Genomic DNA, 22,170 nt, shown 5'->3' with positions numbered 1-22,170 from the left:
TTAAATAGCTTCTTCAAAATAAGTTTTTGTAGGTAAAATTCCCTTTGCAAGCAGAACTTTATTGCAAATCACAAGCCTGTCTTCGCCGGTTTTTCTTATTAGATAAAAGAAAAATGAAAGAAACAGTGTTACCGGTAGCAGGATAAGATCGATAATTAAAAATATTATTTTCATTCTAGCTGTTTATTACTTCATTATAAAAATTGTAATGTTCAATGATGCTTTTTTCCCATGTGAATTCTTTCACCCTGTTTTTACCTTTTAATATATATTGCTGTTTAATGCTTTCATCATTTAATAACAGCTGAATTTTGTTTAAAAGGTCATTTCCACTGGATGTATCATAGAACAAGGCTGAATCTGATAAAATTTCACTAACTGAGCCTCCAGGGCTGCTAAGCACAGGACAGCCGAACTCCATTGCTTCAAGTGGCGGAAATCCAAATCCTTCATAAAGCGATGTATAAATAAACATTTCTGCGTGACTGTAGAGCGCTTTTAATATTTCATCATTTCCATTTACCTGCTTTACTCTGTTTTCAAGGTGATTTTTTGCAATGAATAATTTTTCAGAATAATTGAACTCACCCCCGCCAAAGCATACCAGGTCATAATTACCATTCAGAGCTTTATCATGAGCATATACACTCAATAGCTGGTTGAAATTTTTATAACCCCATCTCTGTCCAACATATAACAAATAAGGCTTTTTTAAATTAGTTTTGCATTCCCTGTCATTTTTTAATGTTATGCCGTGATAAATAACTTTAATAATTTCAGGTGATACATTAAAAATTTTCACCAGGTCATTTTTTGTTGTTTCAGAAACACAAATTATAGCCTTTGAAGAATCAACACTTTTCCGCTTTTTTCCGGATGTACCATCATTTTTGGTAAAATATACAGGATATAATTCATGTGTCATATCATGTATAGTTGAAATTATATTTGTTTTTAGTCCCAGACCAACATCTGAGTAGTAAGTTTTATGAAAAACATCATATTTTTTTTTAGAAGAATAATTTTTGAAACCCTTTTTGTTAAACTGATTAATTATGAAGTGAAGCTTAGAGGGGTAGCTTAAATCTTTTTTTTCAATGTTTATGTTGCCGATTATTTTCGAAAAATCATATCCAGTGATATTATATCCAAGATACAGGTCTATTTCTGGCTGGAATTTCTCTGCGATCCCCGAGATAATTTCATAAAAATATCTTGAAACACCTCCGTATCTCTGCCTTGCAAATATTTCATGATCATAAATTAACTTCATTTTAAATAGATAATAATATAATAAATTTTCATTGAAATATTATTGCTGAATGAAAAGATGTAATTTTTTATCAAAATTGTACCTGTCATTCGAAATATCACTTTTGTTCTTTATTGAAAATAAGAACAGATCATAATTTGCCAGTAATTTATTCTTTGATCTTTTATTAAAAATGGATTTTATAGAAAAATAAATGATCCTTGTTATCAATGCAGCTGAAATTGAAATTCTTCGGAATAGATATGTTATTCCTTTGAATCTTTTACAATCAAATATTATCCTGCTTCTGAATTCCTGGTAGTTAACAAATAAAACACCTAATTTACCCGAAGAGCTGTGATGATTATGAAGTACTTTTGCTTCTGGAATCATATAGTTACGGTATCCGGCACTCTTGATTCTGAATTCAAGTTCAGTTTCTTCTTCATAAAGGAAAAAAGCCTCATCAAATCTGCCTGCTTCATCGAACAATTTCCTTTTAAGCATCATACAAGAGCCCATAACCCAATCCACCTGAAATGGTTTAGCAAGCTTGATATTATTATCGAGGAAATTGTAAAACCTCTGTTTCATAACAGGAGCTGTCATATACAGCCTGAACTCCTGCATTAACCGGGAATATATGCTTGGGAAAAAAGTATAATAATATTCTATTCCGCTGTTTGGCTTTACCTGTACCGGGCCAACAACACCAATCCGGTGATCTGAAACTATAAATTCATACATTTTTTCGAGTGAATTATCCGGGAAAAAAATATCCGGATTTACCAATACTATATAATCCCCTGCTGCATTTGCAGCACCGATATTATTTGCGTAGCCAAAACCTTTGTTATCACGGTTTAATATCAATTTTACCTGCGGAAAGATCTTATTAAGGTTTTCTATATCTCTGTTCGAAGAATTATTATCAACTACAATTATTTCATAACTCAGCTTACTTACATTATTATTTATGCTGGTTATGCATTCAATAACGTCATTGTAAACATTGTAATTTACTATGATTATACTTAAATCCATATGAACTGTAAAGATGTATTAAATTTAATTTATTTACAGTGATTAAATAATTGACATTATTTCAGATTATTTTGCATACCCGCATAAAGCTTTAAAGATTTTATGTAACCGTTTCTTCTTGATTTTCTTTCATTCGTGGTGTATGAAAAGTTAACAAGAAGAATTTTGAGAAATAAACCGGAAATGAAAATAAGGCGAGAAAATATTCGCTGTATAATATTGTAATTTAATTTAATATAATTCAGCCTGCCTGAATACCTCGTAAATACTAGCCTTTCATAATCTTTATTAAAGCTCTTATGATCCAAATGTATACATTTTAAAGAGGGCATATAAAATATTTCACGATCGTTTTTCAGGATTTTAAAACACAGATCTATATCTTCATAATTTAGGAAATATGATTCAGTAAATCCCCCAACAGATTCAAATATTTTTTTTTCAATGAATAAACACGCTCCGCTTACCCAGCCAACTTTATACACTTTATTTAAACCTGTAATATATTTTGTTCTTGTGAGCTTTCTGTATAGATCAACTAACATAAAAGATTCAAGAAAATCATATAATAAACCCAGTTTAGGTCCTGTGGAAGATTGAAAAGAATAATCGGGGTAAACTAAACCCGGGGCACAAATACCTGTACGCTGGTCATTTTTGAATCTGTCAATGAAATCAGGAATGAAGTTTTCAGCAATCAGGGTATCCGGATTAAGGAATAGCAGGTAATTTCCTGCAGCATTTTTAGCAGCTATATTGTTTGCTTTAGCAAAACCGTAATTTTCCTTTAAACTCAGGTATTTTACATCAGGGAATATATGGTTAACTGAATCAATATCCCGTTCAGGGGAATTATTATCTACAACTATTATTTCAAATTCAAATTCTTTAAACTTCCTGTATATACTGTTTAAGCAATTCTTAAGTATACCAAAAACATTATAATTTACTATGATTATACTTACCATCATAAAGCTGCTAAACTGTACTGAGATACCATTTATAAGTATTTTCAATTCCCTCTTTAAGAGAAAGGCTGCTTTTCCAGCCCAGAGAGTTCAGTTTAGAAACATCAAGAAGTTTCCTTGGAGTACCATCCGGTTTTGTTGTATCCCATATAATCTCTCCGTCAAAACCGACTATAGCTCTTACAAGATCAGCAAGTTCTTTTATGGTAATATCTTTTCCTGTACCAATATTAACAATATCCGGTTCATTATAATTCTGCATAAGGAAATAACATGCATCAGCAAGTTCATCTACATATAAAAATTCGCGATATGGTGAACCTGTTCCCCAAAGTTCTACAGAAGTTAAATTATTAATTTTAGCCTCATGAAACTTCCTGATCAGTGCAGGAAGTACATGAGAATTATTCAGGTCAAAATTATCATTTATCCCATACAGATTAGTAGGCATTGCAGAAATAAAGTTTATACCATATTGTCTGTGATAAGACTGGCACATTTTTATTCCAAGTATCTTGGCAATTGCATATGGCTCATTCGTAGGCTCAAGCTCACCTGTTAATAAGGATGATTCTTTTATCGGCTGTTCGGCAAATTTCGGATAAATACAGGAACTGCCTAAAAAAAGCAGCTTTTTAACTCCTGTTAAATAGGCTGAATGGATTATGTTCGATTCTATCATGACATTATCATAAATAAAATCAGCCGGATAAGTATTGTTAGCTAAAATTCCACCAACTTTAGCGGCAGCCAGAAACACGTATTCAGGTTTCTTTTCTTCAAAAAATTGTTTAGTTGCAGCCTGGTTTATAAGATCAAGTTCAGATCTGGAAAAAGTAATTAAATTACTGAAGCCTTCGGCTTCCAGTTTTCTGACAATTGCAGAGCCAACCAGTCCCTTGCTTCCGGCAACTAATATTCTGGAATCCTTAAGCATTTTTTTCTCCGGTAATATTTTCATAGTCAGCTCTAGCCATAATTTTAACAAGTTCCTTAAACTTTGTTTTTGGCTCCCAGCCCAGAATGCGTTTAGCTTTTGCAGGATCTCCGATCAATATTTCCACTTCCGTTGGCCTGTAATATTTTTCATCAACTTTTACAACTGTTTTCCCGGTTTCAACGCAAAAACCTTTTTCATTTTCATCTTTACCTTCCCATTTAAGGGTCATACCAAGCTCACCAAATGCATGTTCGCAGAATTCACGGACAGTATGCGTTTCACCTGTTGCAACAACATAATCATCTGGTTTATCCTGCTGCAGTATCAGCCACATTGATTCAACGTATTCAGGGGCATAACCCCAGTCACGTTTAGCGTCAAGATTTCCGAGATAAACAGTATCCAGCATGCCTGCTTTAATTTTTGCTGCTGCCTGTGTTATCTTACGGGTAACAAAGGTTTTTCCACGGCGCGGTGATTCATGGTTAAACAAAATTCCGTTACATGCAAAAAGATCATATGCCTCCCTGTAATTTACAGTTACCCAAAACGCGTATAATTTTGCTGCAGCATACGGACTCCTGGGATAGAACGGGGTTTTTTCACTTTGCGGTATTTCAGCAACTTTGCCGTAAAGCTCGCTTGTTGATGCCTGGTAAAACCTGGTTTTAAGCTGCAGTTCTTTTATAGCATCAAGAAATCTGAGTGTACCAACAGCATCGACTTCCGCGGTATATTCCGGGATATCAAATGATACTTTTACATGGCTTTGAGCTGCCAGATTATAGATCTCATCCGGCTGAACTTTATCGAGTATCCTGTTCAGATTGCTTGAGTCGGTCATATCTCCCCAATGCAGGAACAGTTTTTTATCTTTGATCTTTGGGTCGTTATATAAATGGTCAATTCTTTCAGTTGTAAAAATTGAAGCCGGTCTAAGAATACCGTGAACCTCGTATTCTTTACCCAATAAAAGCTCAGTTAAATATGAGCCATCCTGACCTGTAATACCTGTAATTAATGCTTTTTTCATGAGAATAATAAATATTAATTGAGTTTAGAATATTTAGTAAACTAAATTATATTTACGAAATATTGTAAATTTTTAGTAAAATGGGTATAATTTGTCATATATTCACTGATAAATTTTTGGTATAATTGTAAAAAATATATATAATTTATATTAATACGAACAAAAAAATACGCATTTGTTTCTTTTCCCATTCCTCAGGTTTAGGAGGTGCTGAAAAATCCTTTCCAAAACTTTTACTCGGTTTGAAGAAATACAATATAGAGTCATTAATAATATTACCTAAAAAAGGCCCGGTAGAAGATGTCTTAAAATCACTTAATTTCAATTATCGAATTATACCCTTTAAATTATGGTTAAATAATAATTCAGGATTAGTATCTAAATTTAAAAGAATATTATGGAATATCATAATAATGATACCATATGCTTTTATACTTAAAAAATATAAATTTGACCTTATTTACACAAATACAAGTACTGTCTCTTTTGGTGCTTTTATTGCAAAATTATTAAAATTGCCACATTTATGGCATTTCAGGGAATTTGGCTTTGAAGATCATGGTTATATATATGACCTTGGGAATGTAATTTCTAAAAAATTAACAAATTATTTATCAACTCTATGCCTGGTTAATTCTAATGCAGTTTTGAATAAATATAAAAATTTTATAAATACAGATAAATTATTTTTGCTATACGAAGCATACTATGATAATAATATTTATAATATAACAGCTGATTTTAAACCATCATTTTCATCCAAATTAAATTGCATTATAATAGGTACAATACATAGAGGAAAACAGCAACTTGATGCAATAAAAGCTGTAGATGTTTGCAGAAAACATGGAATAGATGTTTCTCTTACAATACTTGGAAGCGGGGATCCTATTTATAAAAATGAAATTATTGATTACATCAATCAAAATAAATTAAATTCCTATATAACATTTATTGATAATATTGAAAATCCTAAAAAAATATTACCATTTTATGATATTTTATTAATGTGTTCAAAAAATGAAGCATTTGGTTTGGTAACTTTAGAAGCATTGGAATGCGGCGTTCCAGTAATCGGGACTAAAAGTGGTGGCACAGTGGAATTAATAAATGATAATATTAATGGTTTATTATATAATCCAGGGGATTTTGTTGATTTAGCAGGAAAAATTTCATACTTATATCATAATCCTGAGAAAAGAATTGAAATGGGCAAAAATGGTAAAGATAATATTAATATTAAATTTTCACCTGCCAGATATATTGATCAATGTAATAAATATATTTTAATGGCAATAGATAAATTCAATTCCACATAATAATATTTCATCTAAAAAATTCAGAAACAGTTTTTAAAGATTTGTATATAATTCCAGGTGATTTACCATAAGAATCAGGAAAAATATATTTTTTTAAAATACTTTTCATAATTGGATCTAGTATTCCAGCACCATTTTGGCGAGAAACTTTAAAAATTTCTTTTGATTGCTTTCTAAGGCTGCGTAAAGTAAGGGTATCATCATAAATTCTTTGATATGCAAGAGGAATATCTAAAAATGAAGGTTTAGTGATCTTAAGCATTTTCAAAAATAAATCATAATCAAATACTATTTTAAGTGACTTATCTATACCACCGGTTTCAAAATACAACTTTTTCGTAAAAAAGGTTGATGGTTGTTTTATAATATCGGAATTTACTTTTACGAGATACTCAAAATTATATATATCATTATTTTTATTCTCATATAGATATTCTTTTTTATCAGATACGACTATCATATTTCCTACTACCATGTTGTATCCGGAATTAATTTCAGCAACTATTTTCATAAGAGCTGAGTTACAGAAATAATCATCAGAATTTAACCATGTAAATATATCCCCATCCGCAAGATTAAAACCTTTGATAATAGCATCTGCCGGACCCTCATCTTTTTCACTTATCCATTTTAAGTGATCATATTCTTTAAGAATTGATACTGTATCATCCTTTGAAGCACCATCAATTATTATATGTTCCCAATTTGAATAATTCTGGCTAAGTACAGATTCAATCGTATCACGGATATATTTTCCTTGATTAAACGATGGAGTAATTATGGAGATTTTAGGTAACAAAGTATTATTTTTATCAAATTTAAAAATTGTGTATATTTGATAAAAGATAAAAATAATAGTATTTTTTCAATATTATAATATTTGTGTTTAACATGTTAGTCATCATGAATGCGTAAAATCATAATTAAAAATTCTTTATCCGGTATTTTCCAGTTAACAATTTCCTCTATACTTGTTTTTCTCACTGTTTCAATATTCATTAGAACTCTGGGATCTGAATACTACGGACTTTTCGCGACTATATCCTTGATTGGAAACCTGAATATGCTTACTAATATTGGCTTGAACTCAACATTACTTATTTTTTTAGCTGAAAAAGGTAAGTGCAGAGAGAACGATCATAACATTATTATTTCTTTTTCAATAATACTTACTATAGCAATTTTAATTAGTTTTACAGCAATATATTTTAATCAATTTATTATATTATTTATATTAAACATTCCGATTAAATTTTACCTTCAAATAAAAATATTATTTATTCTCTTAGTTCTTTCTAATGCAATTCTTTTTATTGGCCAGGTATTTTCGAGTATTCTTGATTCAATGCAGAAAATGTACATTTCTAACTTTTACCAATTACTTTATAATATTCTTTATAATTCGTTAATTATTATCAGCTTATTGATTTGGATGGATTTTGTTCATATTGGTATAAGTATATTCATATCGGCGTTAATATGGTTTATGTTAATGTTTTATTCTGCTAATAAGTTTTGGGGTAAAATAGATTACTCTGATATTGGCAAAACATTTATTCCTTTACTAAAAAAACAAACATCTTTAGGCTTAAAGGTTTATTTCAGCAGTCTAGTGTTTTTCTTTTATGAACCTTTAACTAAACTACTTTTATCACATTTTATGGGATATTTAGAAGTTGGCTTTTTTGATATTGCTTTAAAAATAAGAAACCAAATTTGGGGTTTAATCAGCAAAGCTTCGCAACCATTATTGCCATTAATTTCAGGATCTAATGATAAAGTACAAATCAGAAATCTGGTTCATGACCTAGAACAAAAAACTTTTTTTTTAGTTTTACCGGTAGTTGTTATTGCTGTATTTTGCACTAAACCAATTATTTCTTTATGGATCGGAGGTGAATATGTAAACACTATATCAATAACAACATTTTTCATAACAGCAATTTACTTATTATTCAGCTCTACAATGATTCCGATGTATAATTATTTAATGTCTAAGGGTCACGCAGAAAAAACAATATATATACAGTTAACTAATTCAGTAATAAATATTATATTTATTTTTTTATTATATAACCCATTAGGCTTTTATTCATTTGTTATATCGTATTCCCTGGCAATAATATCATCATTTTTGTTAATGTTATATTATCAAAAAATAATTTTGAATTCATTAATATTCGATAATTTACAATCTTTGATAAAATTAGGAATAGTATTTGCTATTAATTTAACTATTAGCTACATTTTGCAAATAATTATACTGAATTATGTTCTACAAATAATTACAATATCATTACAAGTGTTTGTTTGTACAATATGGCTGTACAGGATATTGGAGATATTTAAAATTCAGGATATAAAAAGATATTTTGGCGCTGATAATAATATTACAAAAACATTGATAAAAATATTGCTTAAAAAAAATTCTTACTAATGCTCTCTCTTGAAAATTAAATCAGCCTGAAGAATTTCCCCATTTACAGGACTATATAACTGATTCATTACACCTTTAAACTTATAATTCATTTTCATAAATAATGAAAATATTTCTTCAAACTCCGGTTCAGATTCATATAATTTCACAATTGATGTCTCGATTATGACTAGATCAACCTTGTTTGACAAAAAATCAAATCCACCCAGTATAACTTCTTTTTCAAAACCCTGAACATCAATTTTTACTAATATTTTGTCATTATAATCAATCTCATTTAATATATCATCCAGCTTCTTAATTAGAATTTTTTCTTTTGTGCTCTTTGCTGTAAACGGAAAATTTTCAATATGTTTTTTTTCCATTTTCAGTATAGATGAAGATGGGGAAAATTGATTAACATTTATTTCAATTTCTTCATTCGTATTACCTAAAGCATAATTCATAGGAACGATCAACGGTATTTTTTTATTTATTTCAGTTAATACTTTATAACATTTAATAATCGGCTCAAACGAATAAATCTTAGCATCCTGAAACAACGAATTTGCAAATACGGCAAATTGACCTTCATTCGCGCCTATATCAAGTATAGTATTAAATTTATAATCCTTAAACCATTCAAGATTTGAATTTATAGAAAATCCATTTTCAACCTTAGTAATCTTGTATCCAACTTTTCTTAAAGCTGTGCCAATTATTCTTTTAAACATTTTTTTCATTTAAACGATATATTTTCACTTATTGGTTATTGATTCTACGTTGATTTTTGATGTTAATATACAGCATCCCCAAAAAAAACCAAGTTAAATGATACATAAAATTTTCGGGAAACAAAAAGAAATCTTCAAAAAATGAATAGATTACCACAGATAAAATTATCGAGAAATATAGAATTATTTCTTTATTACTGTTTTTCTGAAAAAGTAATTTTACACTTTTACTAAAAAGGATAACAAAAGAGAGTAATGTGAAGATTAGAGGTACTATTCCAAACTGAAGAATAAAAAATATATAACCATTATGAGGATAATTATGGCTATCAAATATCATATTTGATGTTTTAATTTTTTGGAATAAAAGAAAATTAGACTCTACGCCAAATCCGAAAAGAAAGCCCCAGAATGAACTTCTCATCATTTCAAATGATACAGTATAAAGCTGTAATCTCGCAAGTATAGTTCCTGCACCTTTTGTTATAAGAAATGTCAGCAAAAACGATGATAGGGGTATGATTACCAATATCATTCCAATTAATAATTTCCGGGAATAAAAAATTGTCATAAATGTAATACCTACAAACATAGAAATTATTCCGGACCTATTAAATGTAAACAACATATTAATTACCATTAAAATCAAAGCTAAATTTAAAATTGGCCTAGAAAAATAATTTAAATTATTTTTTTCAAAATATATTAAATACAATACACAAGGGATAGAAAATGTATATAGAAAACTCGGTAAATTAACATGTGCAAAAAATGAAATTGAACTATTTGGATAACTATAATATGGGTTAACATTTAAGAAAATCGTTATTATTCCTCCAATAGAAGATACAATGCCTGCTATTATAATACCTTTTATAATTAAATACTTCAGTTCAACTTTTTTTTCAATAATTTTAGGAAGATAGTAACCAAAGAATATTGCTGACCCTAAGTAAGCAATAATTTTTGGTAAACCGTAAGTATAAAAGAAATCTTTTAAGTTAAATAGACAAATTGAAATAATAAGAGAGATTATTTGTAGAATAAAAATTATCTTCCAAACACTATTAATAACAATTTTTTTGGAAGCAAAATCTAAATTAAATTTATGTATACCCCAAATTACATACAATACAGCTACTACAAACACGCTATTTTTGTTCAATACGCCCCATCCAGGCAAAACTGTCATTGCGTATAGAGTAAAGACAAATATTAGCGTAAATACAAATACATCAATATTTTTTGTAAATTCAAAGGTTAGAAAGAAAAATATAATTGAAGTGATCACTACAAAAGTGATTAATGTATATTTAGAATGGAAATCATCAACTAATATTATTGTAACAAAAATTATTGGTAAAACAATAAATAGTGAAAATGAATTATTCAGTATATACTTCACAATAATTATTTCTTAACTGAATTTTCAATTTCGATTCTGGACTTAAACTGATAATACTTTTCTCTAAATACAAAATACGAAAATGCACTTACAAACCCTATAAAAGTCCAGATAATGACCATTGTTAATCTCTTTGGCTTTTTCTTCCTTTCAGCAACATATGGCTTATCAAGTATAAGAACAGTAGGCGTTTCTCTTTGTTCTTCAATTTTAGCCTGTTCATAAAGGGGCAGCAAAAATGTTATTATCTTAGTTTGGATTTCAACATCTCGGCTCATACGAAGAAAACTCATCGCAATTTGAGGTGAATTCCCAAGCCTTAAAAAATCATTCAAATCCGTGGAATTTTGTATTTCAGATATCTTATTTTTTAATGATTTAACTTTTTCTTCCTGCAATTTAACTTCGGGTTGATCTGAACTTAATATTTTCCGGACAACATCTAATTTTACCTCTTCAGATTTTAATTCAGCTTCAAGAGTAAAAACTGATTGTGCAGAAGCTTTGATTAACAAATCCGGCGCTATTCCATAAATCTGTTGAAACGATTTTAATGTATCTTCAGTCTTGGTTAAATCCTCTTTGGCCTGTAAATATCGTTTTTCTATAAACTCCCTGTTGTTTTTTGCTTCCAGAACATTCATTTCGATATTTATTTTATTCAATTCTTCCAGCAAAAACTCTACCATTTCTTTTGCCAAAACAGGATCCTTGTCATAAACTCCGACATACATTACTCCCGCCAGTTTTTCAATTTTGATCTCAAGTCTGTTCTCTCTGAAATCTTTTACGAGATCTTCCATAAAATCAAACTCTTCGCGTTCTTTTAATCCAAATTTTAAAATTAGTGCTTCTATGCATCTTCTGCTATTGAGTATTTCTTCATAAGCAGCAAGTTCTTTTACCGTTTTAGAACCACTTAAACCTATATCATCTAATGAACTAAGATCAGGCACATCAACATTTAATGACCCTAATAAACCCCCGCCTTTCCCGCTGCTTTTTATTGTTGCAGTTGAAAGATATATTAGATCAAGTACAAAGAAATACACAACAACAGATACCACCAAAACGATCAATGTTGATATTAGGATATTTCCCTTGTTTTTCAAAAATATAGAAATCAATTCAATTAATGTTAAGGGTTTAGAATTTACATTATTTTCATCTTTCAATGTATTGTGTTCCAAAATTTTTCTTTCTACTTTTGTGATTGAATTACCAATAATGTTAATGTAATAACGCTTACAATTACTCCTGCAACTTTTGATATAAGATCTATATCATAAGCAAAATCCCGTTTAATTATTCTGGGAACATATACAAAATCACTGGATTGAATTGTGGCTTCTTCAGGTTCCAGCCACTCCCTGGTCTTAAATTTTATGACCCGGATCTCATCTTCATCAGCTCGTTCTCCATATCCTCCTGCTGCATCAATGTAATACTGGGCATCAGCCCCTTCCTTGTATGGAACAAATCCGGGCCTGTTGACCTGACCATATACATAAACATCTTTTTTATTATCAGCTATATATACAATATCACCATGTTTTAATATAATATCCTGAGAATTATCTCCTTTTTCAAGCTTAACGAAGTCCACATTTACTCTGCCGATTTTATATAGAAGGTCCTGGTCAAAGCTTTCCTTTTCTTCTTTATTGGATACAATATCATTTAATCTCCGGGTATATACATTTTCAAGCGTATCCCTGTTCTTTGTTTGGATAAAGAAAGTATCAATTTTTCTATAAACTTCGGAATTCGGCAAATAAGAATTAGGCAGTAATCCGCCAGCCTCATTGATAATATCAGAGAGCCTGGTCGTATTCAACGTTATTGGATAATTGCCGGGTCTTACAACTTCACCAAGTACTAATACTCTAAAATCACGCCTTACTTCTGCATGAGCATTCACATACACTCTGTCATTTGGCTCTAATTTAAAATTTTTATCCTTTTCAAAATTCAGATAGATCTTTTCCATTTTCGTAGCAGTTGGATCCATCCTTGAAACAGTGATACTATCTAAATTTGCTACAGAAGCTACTCCTCTTACCAATTGCATTGCTGTTTCAAGGTCATCACCCGGGATATACTCAAAAATACCGGGGAACTGAACCGCCCCCTGAACCGCTACAAACTTTCCTTCCCAATCGTATTTTTGAAGAGTGATCACATCCCCTTCCCTTAAAAACGGATTATACCGCTCATTCTGGGTTGCGAAATATTCATACAGATCAATTCTCTGTATTTCACCGTTTTTTCGTTTAAGCTTAATATTTCTGAAGCTGAAATTATATCTTTCACCGGGTGTAGTTCCGGATTTCATTAAAGATAAACTATCACTGAAAATAAATGCAATTAAAGAACTGGCTCTCATAATTGCAGATGTCGGGTATGTACCCTGTCCAACACCAGTTACTGTTACCAGAAACCTTCGAGGTGATACAAGAGTTAAAGTAATTTCAGCCGATATGAAGCGTTTTTTTACTGCTGTTATTACCCTGCTTTTAGCTTCTGCTAATGTCAGTCCTGAAACAGCAACTTCGCCAACAGATGGTATTATCAATGAGCCTTCAGGGCTTACTGCCAGTGGTAAAGGAGTATTCACTACACCCCATATACCTAAAGAAAATATATCATTTGGACCTATGATATATTTGCCGGCATCAATCGCTCCTTCCAGCAATTGATCATTATAAATAGTACTTGTGTTAGCAGATGGCTCGATCTGTTTAAGGATATCAAAATTCTGAAGATCCATTTTATTGGTATTCATATTAAGGTCAAGCTGTTTTAGCGGATTACTTTTGGAAGTAGGATCCTTATCATTCAAACCGCTTTGTGAAAACACATTCATTATCACTACCGTGAAAACAAATGCCAAAAATAAATTTAGTTTAATTGTCATTCTTATAGTTTAAACTTCTTTTTAATATCTGTTAAAATTTCTTCGGTTTTATTTTCACCGGTTGTTTCGGTATAAATTCTAAGCAAAGGTTCTGTTCCCGATGCTCTTACCAGCAGCCAGCCGTTTTTGAACAGAAGCTTACAGCCGTCAAGAGTATCAATGCCTACAACTTCAATTCCCGCAACTTCCTTCAATCCTTTGGTAAGCTCAATCAGCTCTGACTTAAGCTCATTGCTTGAAAGATGCTGATCAATCCTTTTATAATAATACTTACCGTATTTATTTTCAATTTCAGCAATAAGCTCGCTCATTTTTTTCTTTTTCACAGACAGCATCTCCGAAAACATCATACCATTGAATATACCATCACGTTCAGGCAAATGATGTTTTAGTCCAATACCGCCGCTCTCTTCAGCTCCGATTAAAATATCTTCTTTTATCATAAGCTCAGAGATATATTTAAAACCGATTGGTACTGTATATAATTTCAGGCCGTATTCTTCACATATTTCTTTTATAACATCACTTGAAGAAAATCCGCGCACTACCCCGCCGGTCATTTTTTTGTTTTCTACCATGTAAGTTAAAAGCAGTGCAAAGGTCTTTTGCGCATCAACAAACTCTCCGTTTTCATCAAATATCGCAATTCGGTCAGCATCACCATCTGTTACAATACCGATATCATAGTTACCGCTTTTCATTTCATCTGAAATTAGGGAGAGATTTTTCTGAACAGGTTCCGGACTTGAGCCACCAAATGATGGATTCACTTCATTTCTAAGTGCAGTAATATTGATAATACCATCCATCATTCCCTGTCCTGAGCCAAACATTGCGTCATAAATAATTTTTATACCGGAAGAATTTATCGTTTCTGTATCGATCTTTTCCTTTAAAGTATCCCTGTAATAATCCTTGCCTTTAATATATTCAATTTTTCGGGATTTAATAAATTCTTCCAAGCTACCTGTGCCGTAATTAAATGAATCTGCTTGTTTAAGCTTTTCTTCAATTATATTTAAATGTACAGGACCCATTGAACCGCCAAATTCATCTTTAAGCTTGAACCCGTTATATTTTGCCGGGTTGTGCGATGATGTTATCATTACACCGTAAGCAAGATTTTTATCCCTGCTAAGCAAAGATACAGTTGGCGTGGTTACAAAAGAATCAGTTAAATAAACCTTAATACCATGGTTTGCAAATACTTCCGCGGAACATTCCGCAAATTCTTTTGAAAGAAATCTGGTATCGTAACCAACAACTATTCCATTGTTTATTTTGGGATGTTTTTCAAAAGCTATAGCTGTAGCTTTTGATATTTTCTTTAAATTTTCAAAAGTATATTCATCTGCAATGACTGCTCTCCAGCCATCAGTACCGAATTTGATTGCCATTTAATATTTTAATTTAAAATTGTTATTAAACTTCCAGAGCTCTGTGTTCACTGACCCAATTTTTTACATATTCTATTGTTTCAGTGGTTGGTGTACCCGGAGTAAACAGCTCTCCTACACCAAGAGCTTTTAATTTTTCAATATCTTCTTTTGGAATAATTCCGCCGCCAAATAACAAAACATTATCCAGCTTTTTATTCTTCATAGTATCCAGTATTTTTTTAAATACGGTCATATGCGCACCGCTTAAAATACTTATACCGATAGCATCAGCATCTTCCTGCAAAGCTGCTTCAACGATCATTTCAGGGGTTTGTCTTAAGCCAAGGTATATTACTTCAATACCTGCATCTCTGAAAGCGGCTGCTATGACTTTTGCACCCCTGTCATGTCCATCCAGGCCGGCTTTTGCAATAATTACACGAATTTTTCTTTCCATAATGATTTTTTACTATGATTCCAGAACAATTTCATTAATATTTTTATGGGAAATTTTCTGATAAAACATGACTGCGATAATTCCCACTATTACCGCAAACCATAAAGTAGCTGCCCTAATTATCAAAGTTGCAGCTACAGAAACACTCTTTGGTATTGCCAGCAATACCAATAACCCAGTCATACTGGCATCAGTAGCACCCAGGCCCCCGGGCAGCATTGTTATTGCTCCTGCAATTGTTGCAAAGCCATAAATAAATGTTGCTATAAATATATCAATATGCGGAGCGCCTAATACCGTGAACCCGTTTATCACCAGGTAAAAGCTTAAACATTCAAAAGCCCATGCAAAAATACTTAAAATAATGGTTATTATTAATTCCTTAAATTTTACCATTTGGTAAATACTGTCATAAGCTGTATGCAGTTTATGTGAGATCCTGGCAATAAATTTGAATTTTTCCAGCACACCCAATATTGCGTAAGAAAGCTTTTTATTGCTTATTACAAACACCAGTAATACAAAAAATATACCAAAGCCTAGTATTAGATTCGTGCCGTAACCGAACATCAGCGCTCCGGTCAGGCTTAATAAAACCAGTGAAAGAAAATCAGTAATTCTTTCAGCAAAAACAATTGGAGCACTTTTACTAACAGGGGTTCCGTTTTGTTCTTTTAACAGGTATGATTTAAATACTTCTCCTATTTTACCCGGTGTAACTGACATAATAAAAGAAGATAAAAATATCAAAAAGCTTAGTTTGCGTTCAATTTTTATATCGAGTACTTTTGTGTAATACTCCCATCTTAAGAACCTGAAACAATAATTACATAATGAAAGAAGCAAAATAAACGGAAACATCAGCCAATTATACAAACCAAATGCTTCCATAAGTTCCTCAAAATTTGCGTAAATACTCAAACCCAGAAAAACAACAGCCCCTAACACAACTGAAAACAATATTTTTTTCTTATACTTCTGGTACAATCAATTTTTTTCTAATAAATCAATTTATCAATTTAATGAACTTATTCAATCCAAGATATAATTTCTGTAATGGTAACCCTACTACATTAAAATAATCACCAGAAATTTTCCGAACAAATGTACTTCCCAGGTCATCCTGAATTCCGTATGCGCCGGCTTTATCCATTGGAGAGCCGCCGCTGACATAAAACTTTATTTCACTTTTTAAAATTTTTCTGAATGTAACCTTCGTAATCTCATAAGTTTTATACATTTTATTATCATATGTATCATAAATAACCAAGCCTGTATAAACACTGTGTTCATTTCCGCTTAACAATTTTAAGGTCTTTTCTGCATCTTTTTTATCTATTGGTTTTCCTAGTACTTTACCTTTATAAACAACTATAGTATCAGCAGCAATTATAACACCATTTTTACGTACTGCGACCTCAAGTGCTTTGAGTTCAGCCAAATTTGCTGCAAAATTACCGAATTTTTTAACATTTTGAGGTATATATTCAACAATATTAGCTTGTATTACATCAAACTTCAATCCAAAATTATTTAATAGTGCTCTTAACAGCAATTTTCTTCTTGGTGAGCCTGAAGCCAATATTATTCGTTTTTTTTGCATTCTTTTCCTTACCATTTTTTCAATTCATAAATTTCATAATCATCAGCTTTTGTTTTAAAGTCATACCTGGCATTTAAAAACTCGTTAAATTCAGGAAAACGCTGAATCAGCATTTTTGAATCCTCATTATAACCGGATATATAATACAATGGATCATTTGCAGCTACAACAATGAGCTTTGGCTCTTGCTTATTTAATTCATCCATAAACTCTTTCCTGAAAGAAGAATTCTCCCCTTTCCATAACAATGGAAAATTGTAGATAAACCTCGAGGTACATTTCCTGTCAGATAGATAATATATCAGCGGATCGAATCCCCAAACATATATACCGTCATTAATATTCGAATTCTGTTTAACTATATCAACCGCTTTAAACGTTTTACTTATCATAAAAACGGAATCACTGGTAAAGCCGTTCTTAATATAAACGCTTTTCAGATCTTCTTTGCCGGATAAATAACTAAACAAGGTATCATAATTGCCAATGTAAGGTTTGAATCCGAATATTGTAAATCCACTTATAAAAACCAGTAATATAATTCTATATACAATTCTTTTGTTTTTAAAATGATTTTTTAAAAGCGAAAGTCCATACACAGCGCCAATTGAGATCGGCGGAATAATTACAAGGAAATGATAATAATAAAACTTCCATTGAATTATCAGGCTAATTAATGATGAAAGTATCCATGCAAAGATTAAAAGATTTCTGAAATCTGCTGCCTTGTAAATAACGGTATAAAGCAGAGCGAAAAATGATAATATTATTAAAGGTGAATAGGCTGAATAAAAGAATAATTTCAATATTTGTGAAGAAATATAGCCTGCCTGTTCGGTTTCATATGCTATTTTAGTGTATAACGGGGTCTGCACTAACTGAATATCCAGGAAAGCGCTCAGCGCTCCGCTGAAGTAATATACTGCAAAAATTAATGATCCTGTAAATGCAGCCCCAAGAGAAAAAACCAAAATATTTTTAAGCCTTAAACTCAATAATATTTTTTTATCTGCAATGAATACTATGAATAAAAATGGAACAAACGTAATGATAGTATATTTTATAACAAGTGCTGCCGCAAACAATAAACCTGCCAGAAAAATTTTTGCAAATGAGTGTAATTTATAACTGCCCAGTAACAGCAGCACAGCGGCAGCGAAAAATAAGTTCAATGCACCATCAGCCTGAAGAGTGTGCCAATAATCCAGCCTATAGTACAGGAATAAATAAAAAAATGATGAGAGTATCGAAAGTAATCTTCCGGCCTGGAGGCGGAAAGAAATTAGTGCAATTAAAAATGCGGTTATCGATTGCCACAGGATATCAAAAATCCTTGCATTGAACATTGATTCCCCGAAAATAAGCTGGATAAGTGAAAATAAGAAGTGAATCCCGGGAGGCTTAAGGTCAAAAACGTAAAGGTAATTCATTTTTCCTTCAAGCAGCATTTTACCTGCATATGCATAAATAGCCTGGTCTCTGCCGAAAGGATATGTTAAGCTGACGCTGCCAATAACTGCGCCAATTAACAATACAACAAGCCCGAAGGTAAATAACTGCCTGTTAGATAAACTTAATCCCAAAAATTTTAATTTAGTTTAAAAAGAATGGTATAAACTTTTTGCTATAGATTTGACCCTGTAGATTATTGAATTGTTTTGTAAAATTACAATTTTTTAGATAAATATCAATATTATATATTTTCCATTAACCCGGGAAGCTTATCAATAATAGATGAAAAATTAACTTTTACCCTTTCTCCGGTTCTTCTGAATTTCACTTCAATTTCATCGTTTTTCATGTTTTTATCACTTACAACAAGCTGCAGTGGGATACCTATCAGGTCTGCATCTTTGAATTTTACACCCGGACTTATATCATCTCTGTCATCGAACAATACTTCATAACCTTTTGAAGATAATTCATTATACAGTTTTTCGGCAGCTTCTTTTATCGCATCTGCCTTTTTATTGACACTTATTAAATGAATGCTGAAAGGTGAAATTTCACCGCTCCAGATAATACCGTCTTTATCGTGATTTTGTTCAATATACGCAGCAGCAATACGTTCAATTCCGATTCCATAACTGCCCATGATAATAACATTTTCTTTGCCATTAACATCCAGATATTTAGCGCCCAAAGCTTCAGCATACCTGGTGCCAAGCTTAAAAATATGACCAACCTCTATAGCTTTTGTCAATCTTAATGACGAATTTCCGTCTGTGGTTTTTTCACCATCCTTAACCTGCCTTATATCATAATATTTAATTCCGCTGACATCCCTTTTAAGGTCAATATTTTTGATGTGATAATCATTTTTACATGCACCGCTGATCAGCTCATCTGCATCCTCAAGTCTCTTATCAGCAATTATTTTAACATCTTTATTTTTGAAATTAACAGGTCCGATTGAGCCGGCATTTGCTCCTGCAATTTCCATTAGCTCTTCCGGATGTCCCGGTCTTATTCCCGGAAAAATGCCCGCCAGCTTAGTTTCGCTTACTTCATCATCGCCGCATACAAGTGCGAGCAAGTATTCATCTTTTTTACGTGCATCTTTTGCAGGAATTACAAACAATCTTGATTTGGCAAGCCTTGAACGGTCTGTTAAGTTTAAAAATCCGGCAAGCTCATCAATACTCTTGATATTGGGAGTATGGAACTCTTCATAAGCCAGCCCGGAATCTTTTCTATCTACTTTAACAGTGAATGAAGAAGCAACTTCAATATTTGAGGCATAAGTATTATCTAAACTTATAACTACAGTATCTTCACCTGAATCAGCTTCAACCATAAATTCTTCTGATTCACTGCCGCCCATAGCTCCGCTGAAAGCTGATACTGTAAAAAATCTTAGCCCGCATCTTGTGAATATATTTCTGTAAGCCTGAGCATGTTTGTTATATGATTCATCAAGTCCTTCCCATGTAGCATCAAAAGAATATGCATCTTTCATTGTGAACTGCCTTCCCCTCAGAACACCACCCCTTGGACGCGGTTCATTGCGGAACTTTGTCTGAATCTGGTACCATATCTGGGGCAGATGCTTGTATGAGATCAGGTTTGGCTTAGCAAGCGATGTAAATACTTCCTCGTGAGTCGGAGCAAGAACCAGCTCCCTGTTCTTTATCCTGAAAATATCGTCTCCATAGTCTTCCAGCCTGCCGGTTTCAGCCCACAATTCATTAGGTGAAAGCGCCGGTAAATAAAATTCCGAGCCGCCGATTGCATTCATCTCTTCACGCACGATTTTTTCTACTTTTTTAAAAACTCTTAATCCCAGGGGAAGGTATGAATATACACCGGCAGTCAACTGCCTGATCATTCCGGCTCTAACCATTAATATATGTGAAGGAATTACAGAATCCGAAGGTACTTCTTTTAATGTTGGAAGAAAATATTGGCTGAATTTCATTTATTTATTTAAAATTTAGACAAATATATCTTTTTTTAGCAAAAATCTCAATGAAATTAGCGATTAATTACATACTTACAAAGTTTATACCCCTTTACAGGTATTGAAATGGGGTTAGATAAATAATAATTTTACGTAGCTAATTAATGGTATATTTACCAAAAGGGAAAACAAAAATGTCTAATAAAGAAAGAAATAACAACAGATTGCAGAAATTTAATATAATATTGGCACTGGCAATGATGGGAGCCTTATTTATATTTGCCAATACAAATATATTGTTTGCTCAGCAGTTCAGGGAAGTTAATTTCCCGGATGGTTCAGTTGCAGGAATAGAAAACAGGGTTGTAATAGAAAAAGAATATAATATTTACCAGGTTTCGCAAAATCAGATCAAATTCGAACTGCCTTCATCTTCTTATGTGAATATTTCAGTTTATGATAACTCTAATAATTTGGTGAGAACCTATATTTACAATAATCTGGCTGCCGGGACATACGAAATTAATATTAGTCCTGAAAATTTCGGAAAGGGCAACTTCACTTGTGTACTTTCTGCAGGCGATATTAAAGAAAGTTCAAAATTAATAATTGATTAAATTTTTATTCATATAAAAAGAAAAGGGAGCTGAACTCAGCTCCCTTTTTTTATTCCAAAATTTACTTTTTTACCTGATAATTGCAAGAACCAGCAGCACTATCACAAGTACAAGAATAATTGTTATAAGTGTTCCTGTACTCAGGTCCATCGAATTTTCGGCGCTTGAAATTTTGTATTCAACTTTCTTTTCGGAGGAATTATAGCTTTTATCCTTTACTACAAACATATCCATATCGCCATCACCATCTTTATCAGCAAAGAACATCGGGTAAGGCATCTTAGGCTCAACAAAAAACGTTCTGCTGTATTTTTCGTAATTTTCATTTTCCAGAACAAACGAAGGCGCTTCATTGGTGCCCATATTTTTATAATATGATACATTCCCGTCATTGAATTTTAAAGCGTCGAAATCGCCGTCACTGTCAACATCCACCATTACAGGGTTTTCAAAATCAAGCTTACCTTCCAGATAAGCACCTGTAATTTTTTTGATATCATCATTAGAAAAGGTTTTTACGGGAGAATCTGCTTTTGTTACAGGAAAGAAACCAACTGACATAAATAACAGAATTGCGGTAAAAATTAATTTTTTCATTTGATTATCTAATGATTATTTTAAATATAAATTTTTTAAATATATCTATTATTCATTAATAAAACAAGCATACACTGTTCTAAGTTCTG

The 22,170-nt window shown here is 31.8% G+C and carries 21 protein-coding genes; 3 read left to right on the top strand and 18 right to left on the bottom strand.

Annotated features, from left to right (window positions below):
• Genes J0M37_10905 through gmd form a run of 6 tightly spaced genes read right to left on the bottom strand, consistent with a single transcriptional unit; the run spans position 1 to position 5,237 of the window.
• Positions 1 to 174, bottom strand: a complete 174-nt coding sequence (locus tag J0M37_10905; protein MBN8585593.1) for a hypothetical protein — start codon at positions 172 to 174, stop codon at positions 1 to 3.
• Position 175: 1 nt separating this feature from the next.
• Positions 176 to 1,273, bottom strand: a complete 1,098-nt coding sequence (locus J0M37_10900; GenBank protein ID MBN8585592.1) for a glycosyltransferase family 4 protein — start codon at positions 1,271 to 1,273, stop codon at positions 176 to 178.
• Between the two features lie 39 nt (positions 1,274 to 1,312).
• Positions 1,313 to 2,296, bottom strand: coding sequence for a glycosyltransferase family 2 protein (locus J0M37_10895; GenBank protein ID MBN8585591.1), 984 nt, complete (start codon positions 2,294 to 2,296; stop codon positions 1,313 to 1,315).
• A gap of 56 nt (positions 2,297 to 2,352) precedes the next feature.
• Entirely contained in the window at positions 2,353 to 3,312 is a 960-nt protein-coding gene (locus J0M37_10890; GenBank protein ID MBN8585590.1) for a glycosyltransferase family 2 protein, read from the bottom strand.
• The gene (locus tag J0M37_10885; GenBank protein ID MBN8585589.1) at positions 3,275 to 4,201 is read right to left on the bottom strand and encodes a GDP-L-fucose synthase; all 927 of its coding nucleotides are present in this window, start codon (positions 4,199 to 4,201) and stop codon (positions 3,275 to 3,277) included. Before J0M37_10885 ends, J0M37_10890 begins: the two co-directional genes overlap by 38 nt.
• Complete coding sequence (gene gmd / locus J0M37_10880) at positions 4,194 to 5,237, bottom strand: GDP-mannose 4,6-dehydratase (GenBank protein ID MBN8585588.1); 1,044 nt, start codon at positions 5,235 to 5,237, stop codon at positions 4,194 to 4,196. The genes J0M37_10885 and gmd overlap by 8 nt, the downstream gene beginning before the upstream one ends.
• A gap of 242 nt (positions 5,238 to 5,479) precedes the next feature.
• Here gmd and J0M37_10875 point away from each other — a divergent pair, with 242 nt between their 5' ends.
• Positions 5,480 to 6,556: a glycosyltransferase gene (locus J0M37_10875; GenBank protein ID MBN8585587.1), complete on the top strand. Its 1,077-nt coding sequence runs from the start codon at positions 5,480 to 5,482 to the stop codon at positions 6,554 to 6,556.
• Positions 6,557 to 6,563: 7 nt separating this feature from the next.
• On the opposite strand, the gene J0M37_10870 is transcribed toward J0M37_10875, so the two are convergent.
• The gene (locus tag J0M37_10870) at positions 6,564 to 7,355 is read right to left on the bottom strand and encodes a glycosyltransferase (GenBank protein MBN8585586.1); all 792 of its coding nucleotides are present in this window, start codon (positions 7,353 to 7,355) and stop codon (positions 6,564 to 6,566) included.
• A gap of 108 nt (positions 7,356 to 7,463) precedes the next feature.
• On the opposite strand from J0M37_10870, the gene J0M37_10865 reads away from it, so the two are divergent.
• A complete protein-coding gene (locus J0M37_10865) occupies positions 7,464 to 8,993 on the top strand; it encodes an oligosaccharide flippase family protein (protein MBN8585585.1) in 1,530 nt (509 codons plus the stop codon).
• Here J0M37_10865 and J0M37_10860 read toward each other — a convergent pair.
• From J0M37_10860 to J0M37_10815, 10 genes are all read right to left on the bottom strand, one after another.
• Entirely contained in the window at positions 8,990 to 9,715 is a 726-nt protein-coding gene (locus tag J0M37_10860; protein ID MBN8585584.1) for an FkbM family methyltransferase, read from the bottom strand. The two genes, J0M37_10865 and J0M37_10860, sit on opposite strands and share 4 nt — an antisense overlap.
• Before the next feature lie 19 nt (positions 9,716 to 9,734).
• Positions 9,735 to 11,111 carry an O-antigen ligase family protein gene (locus J0M37_10855; GenBank protein MBN8585583.1) on the bottom strand — a complete coding sequence of 459 codons (1,377 nt, stop codon included), beginning with the start codon at positions 11,109 to 11,111 and terminating at the stop codon, positions 9,735 to 9,737.
• Between the two features lie 5 nt (positions 11,112 to 11,116).
• Positions 11,117 to 12,286, bottom strand: a complete 1,170-nt coding sequence (locus tag J0M37_10850; GenBank protein MBN8585582.1) for a hypothetical protein — start codon at positions 12,284 to 12,286, stop codon at positions 11,117 to 11,119.
• Positions 12,287 to 12,312: 26 nt separating this feature from the next.
• Positions 12,313 to 14,028 (bottom strand): SLBB domain-containing protein, encoded by a 1,716-nt coding sequence (locus tag J0M37_10845; protein MBN8585581.1) that lies wholly within the window; start codon positions 14,026 to 14,028, stop codon positions 12,313 to 12,315.
• Between the two features lie 2 nt (positions 14,029 to 14,030).
• Positions 14,031 to 15,425 carry a phosphoglucomutase/phosphomannomutase family protein gene (locus J0M37_10840; protein MBN8585580.1) on the bottom strand — a complete coding sequence of 465 codons (1,395 nt, stop codon included), beginning with the start codon at positions 15,423 to 15,425 and terminating at the stop codon, positions 14,031 to 14,033.
• A 25-nt stretch (positions 15,426 to 15,450) separates the two neighbouring features.
• On the bottom strand, positions 15,451 to 15,864 hold the full coding sequence (locus J0M37_10835; GenBank protein MBN8585579.1) for a cobalamin B12-binding domain-containing protein: 414 nt from the start codon (positions 15,862 to 15,864) through the stop codon (positions 15,451 to 15,453).
• Between the two features lie 12 nt (positions 15,865 to 15,876).
• Complete coding sequence (locus tag J0M37_10830; GenBank protein MBN8585578.1) at positions 15,877 to 16,851, bottom strand: flippase-like domain-containing protein; 975 nt, start codon at positions 16,849 to 16,851, stop codon at positions 15,877 to 15,879.
• A 19-nt stretch (positions 16,852 to 16,870) separates the two neighbouring features.
• Complete coding sequence (gene maf, locus J0M37_10825; protein ID MBN8585577.1) at positions 16,871 to 17,482, bottom strand: septum formation protein Maf; 612 nt, start codon at positions 17,480 to 17,482, stop codon at positions 16,871 to 16,873.
• Positions 17,476 to 19,050 carry a glycosyltransferase family 39 protein gene (locus J0M37_10820; protein ID MBN8585576.1) on the bottom strand — a complete coding sequence of 525 codons (1,575 nt, stop codon included), beginning with the start codon at positions 19,048 to 19,050 and terminating at the stop codon, positions 17,476 to 17,478. The genes maf and J0M37_10820 overlap by 7 nt, the downstream gene beginning before the upstream one ends.
• A 110-nt stretch (positions 19,051 to 19,160) precedes the next feature.
• The gene (locus J0M37_10815) at positions 19,161 to 20,885 is read right to left on the bottom strand and encodes a proline--tRNA ligase (GenBank protein MBN8585575.1); all 1,725 of its coding nucleotides are present in this window, start codon (positions 20,883 to 20,885) and stop codon (positions 19,161 to 19,163) included.
• Positions 20,886 to 21,061: 176 nt separating this feature from the next.
• On the opposite strand from J0M37_10815, the gene J0M37_10810 reads away from it, so the two are divergent.
• Entirely contained in the window at positions 21,062 to 21,484 is a 423-nt protein-coding gene (locus tag J0M37_10810; GenBank protein MBN8585574.1) for a hypothetical protein, read from the top strand.
• 69 nt (positions 21,485 to 21,553) lie between these two features.
• On the opposite strand, the gene J0M37_10805 is transcribed toward J0M37_10810, so the two are convergent.
• Positions 21,554 to 22,081 carry a VCBS repeat-containing protein gene (locus J0M37_10805; protein MBN8585573.1) on the bottom strand — a complete coding sequence of 176 codons (528 nt, stop codon included), beginning with the start codon at positions 22,079 to 22,081 and terminating at the stop codon, positions 21,554 to 21,556.
• Between the last annotated feature and the right edge of the window lie 89 nt (positions 22,082 to 22,170).

Source organism: Ignavibacteria bacterium (assembly GCA_017303675.1).
In the GTDB taxonomy this organism is placed as follows: Bacteria; Bacteroidota; Ignavibacteria; order Tepidaquicellales; family OLB5; genus OLB5.
This window is presented reverse-complemented; position numbering and strand designations above follow the sequence as displayed.